The following is a 5,859-nucleotide window of genomic DNA, read 5'->3' as shown; positions in this document are numbered from 1 at the left end:
GGGAGCGCGCAAGGGGCGGCCAATCGCCGCCGCCCCCTGCACCCCCGGGCTCTGGCGGCAAAATCGCCGCTTCGCGGTTCCCTCAGCTTATTCCCTTCCGGCTTCGGGTCGGGCGCGAGTTCACATCCCTGTGAACCACGCCCTCAGCCCACATCCCTGTGGGCTGACCCGGCCTACGGGAAACGCTTCGGCGATTTAGACGCCACCAAAAACCGTGCGGTCTTTAAGTTAACGGCAAAAACCAGAGTGACTGAAACGGCGGAGTCCCCGCTGGAAATCGGCGAGACGGAGAATGGAAGACAAGGTCAGGACGCCATGGATGGCGGACTGAGGCGAACCGAGACAGGGATGTCGAGTTTCGCCGTGCCGCAGGCTGGAATTCGTAGGCGAGCGTAGTGCGAAGCACCGATTTCCCTGCGGGGCCGCGGGGATTGTTAAGGGGGATGCGGTTATCCCCCTTAACACGTTCACCGGTGAAGGGCCTTCATATTCCGCCTGACTTAGAGTGAACGGAACCTTTCACCTTACTGCCATATATTCAGTTTTGCCCTGGAGAACCATCCCGCATTATCTGTATTAACGACTACTTTGCAAAAACTGCCTCACCCGCTCCGACTTCGGCGCCGTAAAGAAAACCTCCGGCGGCGCTTTCTCAATCAAAATTCCCTTCTCCAGAAACACCACTTCGTTCGACACCTGGCGGGCAAACTCCATCTCGTGCGTCACCACCACCATGGTGTAGCCCTCCGCCGCCAGCGACTTCATCACGCTTAGCACCTCGTTCACGCGCTCCGGGTCGAGCGCCGAAGTCGGCTCGTCAAACAGCAGCACCTCCGGCGACATCGCCAGCGAACGGGCAATCGCCACCCGCTGCTTTTGCCCACCGGAGAGAGTTATCGGGTAAGCCTCTGCTTTGTGCTCCATCCCCACTTTCTCCAGCTGCTGATGCGCAATCTGCCGCGCCTCATCGCGCTTCATGCCTTTTACATGCAGCAATGCTTCCATCACGTTTTGCAGCACCGTCAGGTGCGGCCAGAGGTTGAAGCTCTGGAACACCATGCCTACCCGCTCGCGAATCTTCGACAGCTCGCGGTGCGACATACTTTTTCCGGAGTGGTCATCAACGCCAATGCGCTGCCCACCGATACGGATTTCGCCGCGGTCGGGCTGTTCCAGCCAGTTCATGCAGCGCAGCAGCGTCGATTTTCCCGAACCGGACGAACCGAGAATGCTAACCACCGTCCCCTTCTCCACCGTCAGATTGATATCGCGCAGCACCTCGACGTTATCAAACTGCTTGGAGACATTTTTGACGCTTACCGCCGTGGTATCAGACATGGCTCATTCCTCTTTTAGCGCTATAAACACTCAACCGTTTCACCAGCAGTTCGAGCACGATGCTGATAGCCCAATACAGCGCGATGGCGACAATAAAGGCGTTAAACGGAATAAAATAGGTTGCCTGCACGCTGTTCGCGGCGGCGGTAATTTCCTGTACGGTAATAATGCTGAGAAACGCGGTGTCCTTCAGGCAGATAATCAGCTGATTGCCCAAAAGCGGCAGCGCGGAAGAGAAAATATTCGGCAGAACGATGCGGCGAAAAATGGTGTAGCGGGAGAAACCCTGCACCACAGCGGCTTCAATATAGCCGTTGGAGAATACCCGACGCTGGCTGCGGAGAATCTCAAAGAAATAGGCACCGTGGTAGATAATTAACGCCACCAGCCCCGCCGTCCATGCGTCCAGGCTAATGCCTAGCTCCGGCAATCCGTAATACAGTAAATAAGCCAGAATCAAAAACGGAATCGCCCGCATCAGGTTCACAAACCCAACAATAACGTTATTCAGCACCCGCTTCTGGTATTCGGTGAAATAGCACAGCAGCGTGCCAATCAACAACCCACATACGGCGGCAGTAATAAACAGTTCAAGCGTCGCCAGCAGGCCGGCAATAAAATTGTCGTGCTCGGCCCAGATAATGGCCCATTGGTTCATATGTCCTCCAGAGGCTTATCGCGCCAGTCGTTTTGCTTTGCGTTCCGCCAGGCTCTGAAGCTTGAGCAGCAGACCAATAATCACCACGTACAGCAGACCGGCGGCCAGGATAGGTGACAGCGGTTCATAGGTGACGGAGGCGATGCGGTTGGTGACGCGGGTGAGATCCACCACGCCTATCACCGCAATCGCCGGGCTGCCCTTAATCAAAAAGGACATTTCGTTCACCAGCGCAGGCAGGCTCTCCAGCCACATTTGCGGCAGCATGATGTAGCGGAAATAGGGCCAGCGGCGCATCCCCACCGACTCTGCCGCTTCGCGCTGTTCACGCGGGAAGGTGCGAAAGGCGTTGCGCCAGATTTCGGCATTAAACGCCGAGGTATTGAGGGTCAGCGCGACAATAGCTGCCACCGTTTTGTCGAGGTTAATGCCCACCGTCGGCAGCGATAAAAAGAGAAACAGCACCAGCGTCACCAGCGGCGTGGCGCGGGCAAGGCTGATATAGATAACCAGAATCTGGTCGATGACCGGGATTTTCATCATGCGCACAAAGGCGATAATCAGTCCTATCACCACCCCAAAGGCGATGGCGATGGCCGAAATCCAGAGGGTCGTCCATGCGCCTTCGATCAGTAACTGCCATGCTATTGCGTCCATGGTGCCCTCCTGAGGTTAATCGGGGTATAGCTCCCGGCGTCGCGTGGCTCAGCCGGGCAACGCTTTACTGGCCGGCGAGCTTGTGGAACTGCGCGGCGCTGGTGATTGGTTCGGTTGGCAGGTCATCATAGGTTTCGCCAAACCATTTTTTCTGCAGCTCAGCGAGCTTGCCGGTTTCACGCATGTGGTTGATAAATTTGGTCATGTACGCCAGCAGTTCCGGCGAGTTTTTCGGAATTGGCCAGGCCATATAGCCCGGGCCGGAGACCGGCAACCCCTTGGCGAAGACCTTCGGCTTGGCTTTTACCAGGTCGTTCACGGAAATCACCACGTTAATCACGTAGTCGAGACGTTTATTGGCTAAATCGGCATAGGCTTCCGGGTAAGAAGGGTATTCCACTACCGGGCCGAGCTTACCGCCGGTTTTTTCAATCATCGCTTTCAGCTCCGGCAGGCGGGCTAATAGCGCGCTGCCCGCCTGAAGGCCGACTTTTTTACCGCTGAGATCGGCAATGGTATTTAATGAGTTATCGCCCGCACGCTTCACAAAATAATGCTGCGCAGAAGCCCACGGCGGGGTGAAATTAAACACGTTGAGGCGTTCATCGGTGACGACGGCACCGGTTAATGCCATATCGTACTGTCCGGTGGAGACCGCTGCTAATAACCCGGTCCACGGTAGAATACTTTGCGTGACGTTGAATTTGGCGTACTCACGCAGCGCTGCCAGCATATCTTTGTTAAACCCATCGGCATTGCCGTTATTCATAAAGTTAAACGGCGCGTAGTCATCCTCGGTAGCCACTTTTAAGGTCCCGGACTTTTCAATTTCTGGCAAATCAGCGGCGGCGACCTGTAATGAAAAGGTCATTGCCATCACGGCGGCCAGATAATACGAACCCATCGTTTTTTTCATCGTTTGACCCCTACTCAAATATGCCGAACACGTTTATTCCAGACGCTCTGGAACCGTTGCAAGATGTGTGCCGACAGACGCATTTTTTAACGATGGCTGGCGACGTTTTTACTGTAGGGAGACTTTTTGCATTCTGAATAGAGCCAGTTTTCGCACGCGCTTGTGTCAGACGATTTCAGCCTGGTACAGAAATTGCTGCACTCAGGAAAAGCGGATATTCGAAGGAGCAGCGTATGATTCGGCACTTATTGCACGTGGATTTTGACCACCAGCGCGGGTTGCAGGAGCAGGTTCGTGAATCGCTGGTCAACGCCATTCTCGGCGGCATTTTCGCCGTCGATACGCCGCTGCCGTCGTGTCGGCAGCTGGCGCAGCAGCTTCAGGTTTCGCGCAATACCACCGCGCTGGTGTTTGAAAGCCTGGTCAACGAAGGCTATCTGGTCAGCCGTCCACGCAGCGGTTATTACCTGCATCCGGACTACCACGCGCCGCGCCTTTCTGCTGCCGCGCCTGCACCCGCCAGCGGCGATTCTGCACCATCGTGGGGCAAACGACTCAACATCACTCCCAGCCAGCAGGAGTCTATCCTCAAGCCTGCCGGCTGGATGAACTACCGCTATCCGTTTATCTACGGCCAGCCCGATACCCGCCAGTTTCCGCTGGCCAGCTGGCGGTCGGCGGCAAACTGGCTGCACGGCGGCATGCGCGACCCGGCGTGGGTTGTCGACCATATCGACCAGGATGTACCGATGCTGATTGAGCAAATCCGCACCCGCGTGTTGCCCAAACGCGGCATCGTCGCCGCGCCGGATGAAATTCTGATTACCCTCGGCTCGCAGAATGCGCTCTACCTGCTCACCCGACTGTTGATGTCGCGCCAGACCCGAGTGGGCGTGGAGAACCCCGGTTTTCGCGAGGCGATTAATACCTTTCTGCTCGGTGACAGCGACATCGTGCCGCACCCGGTGGATGAAGAAGGGATTGTGCTCAGCGACACCCCCTGCGACTACTACTACGTGACGCCAGGCCACCAGGTGCCTACCGGCGTTACCATGAGCAAGACCAGACGTAGCCAGCTACTGGCGCACGCTGCGCAGCATGACGCGGTGATTATTGAGGATGATTACGATTCGGAGAGTAACTTCCAGGCCAACCCGCTGCCCGCGTTGAAGGCCAGCGATCGCAGCGGGAGAGTGATTTACGTCAGCAGCCTGTCAAAAGCGCTGTCGCCGGGGCTGCGCTTAGGGTTTATGGTCGCCGACCCGGATCTAATTGATGAAGCCCGCGCCCTACGTCGGCTGGTTTACCGCCATCCGCCGACCAACATTCAGTACCAGATGGCGCATTTTCTCGCTCAGGGTCATTACGAGACGCACCTGCGACGCTACCGCGATGACTCCGCCCGGCGCTGGGACAGGCTGCATACCGCGCTGACGACGCTGCTGCCGGAGTGCCAGCCGCTGCCAGGCAGCGAACACGCCAACGCCTTCTGGCTACGCACGCCCGCAAACATCAGCACTCAGCAGCTCACCTGGCGCGCCGCCCATACCGGGGTGTTGATTGAGCCCGGCGCACGGCATTTTCTTGATGCGGCGCCGCCGGACAATTTCTTCCGTATGGGCTTTCACGCCATTAACCCCGACGCCATTGCGCCGGGGGTAGACGTGCTGCGAAGCCAACTGGCGCAGATGGGTTAGCCCGCCTTGCGGTGCGCCCACTCGCGCAGGCGCTGGAACAGCACGTAGAGCGACGGGATAAACAGGATGCCAATCACCGTCGCCACCAGCATGCCGCTGAACACCGTGGTGCCAATTATCCGGCGGCTCTGCGCCCCGGCCCCGGTGGAGAACATCATCGGCATGATACCGATAATAAACGACACCGCGGTCATCATCACCGCGCGGAAGCGACGGGTCGCCCCCTCGCGCGCGGCCTCGACGATAGAGAGCCCGGATTGCCTGCGCTCGCGAGCGAATTCGACAATCAATATCGCGTTTTTCGCCGCCAGCGCGATAAGTAGCACCAGGCCAATCTGCACGTACACGTCGTTGGCATAGCCCGCCGTCCATAGCCACAGCAGCGCACCACCGATGGCGAACAGCACCGACAGCATGACGCTCGCCGGTAGCGTCCAGCTTTCATACTGTGCCACGAGGAACAGCCACGCCATCGCTACCGCCGCCAGCACAATCCACACCGCCTGGTTGCCGGTCTGCTGCTCCTGCCAGGAGAGCCCGCTCCAGGCGTAGTCGTAGCCCTCCGGCAGGTTCGCCTTGAGCAGGTTCTCCAT

General features: G+C 57.7%; 6 protein-coding genes. 1 reads left to right on the top strand and 5 read right to left on the bottom strand.

The window, feature by feature from the left end; translation table 11 throughout:
• Positions 1–576 precede the first annotated feature (576 nt).
• From GKAS_RS22430 to GKAS_RS22415, 4 genes are all read right to left on the bottom strand, one after another.
• Positions 577–1,338, bottom strand: coding sequence for an amino acid ABC transporter ATP-binding protein (locus GKAS_RS22430; protein ID WP_035897623.1), 762 nt, complete (start codon positions 1,336–1,338; stop codon positions 577–579).
• On the bottom strand, positions 1,331–1,996 hold the full coding sequence (locus tag GKAS_RS22425; RefSeq protein ID WP_035897621.1) for an amino acid ABC transporter permease: 666 nt from the start codon (positions 1,994–1,996) through the stop codon (positions 1,331–1,333). Before GKAS_RS22425 ends, GKAS_RS22430 begins: the two co-directional genes overlap by 8 nt.
• 15 nt (positions 1,997–2,011) lie before the next feature.
• On the bottom strand, positions 2,012–2,653 hold the full coding sequence (locus tag GKAS_RS22420) for an amino acid ABC transporter permease (protein ID WP_035897619.1): 642 nt from the start codon (positions 2,651–2,653) through the stop codon (positions 2,012–2,014).
• A 64-nt stretch (positions 2,654–2,717) separates the two neighbouring features.
• Complete coding sequence (locus GKAS_RS22415) at positions 2,718–3,569, bottom strand: transporter substrate-binding domain-containing protein (protein ID WP_035897617.1); 852 nt, start codon at positions 3,567–3,569, stop codon at positions 2,718–2,720.
• Positions 3,570–3,802: 233 nt separating this feature from the next.
• On the opposite strand from GKAS_RS22415, the gene pdxR reads away from it, so the two are divergent.
• On the top strand, positions 3,803–5,266 hold the full coding sequence (gene pdxR / locus GKAS_RS22410) for a MocR-like pyridoxine biosynthesis transcription factor PdxR (protein WP_035897616.1): 1,464 nt from the start codon (positions 3,803–3,805) through the stop codon (positions 5,264–5,266).
• Here the strand turns inward: pdxR and GKAS_RS22405 are convergent.
• On the bottom strand, positions 5,263–5,859 hold a 597-nt coding region (locus tag GKAS_RS22405; protein WP_035897615.1), incomplete at its 5' end, for an efflux RND transporter permease subunit. The two genes, pdxR and GKAS_RS22405, sit on opposite strands and share 4 nt — an antisense overlap.

The sequence above is a fragment of the Kluyvera ascorbata ATCC 33433 genome (assembly GCF_000735365.1).
GTDB classification, from domain to species: domain Bacteria; phylum Pseudomonadota; class Gammaproteobacteria; order Enterobacterales; family Enterobacteriaceae; genus Kluyvera; species Kluyvera ascorbata.
This window is presented reverse-complemented; position numbering and strand designations above follow the sequence as displayed.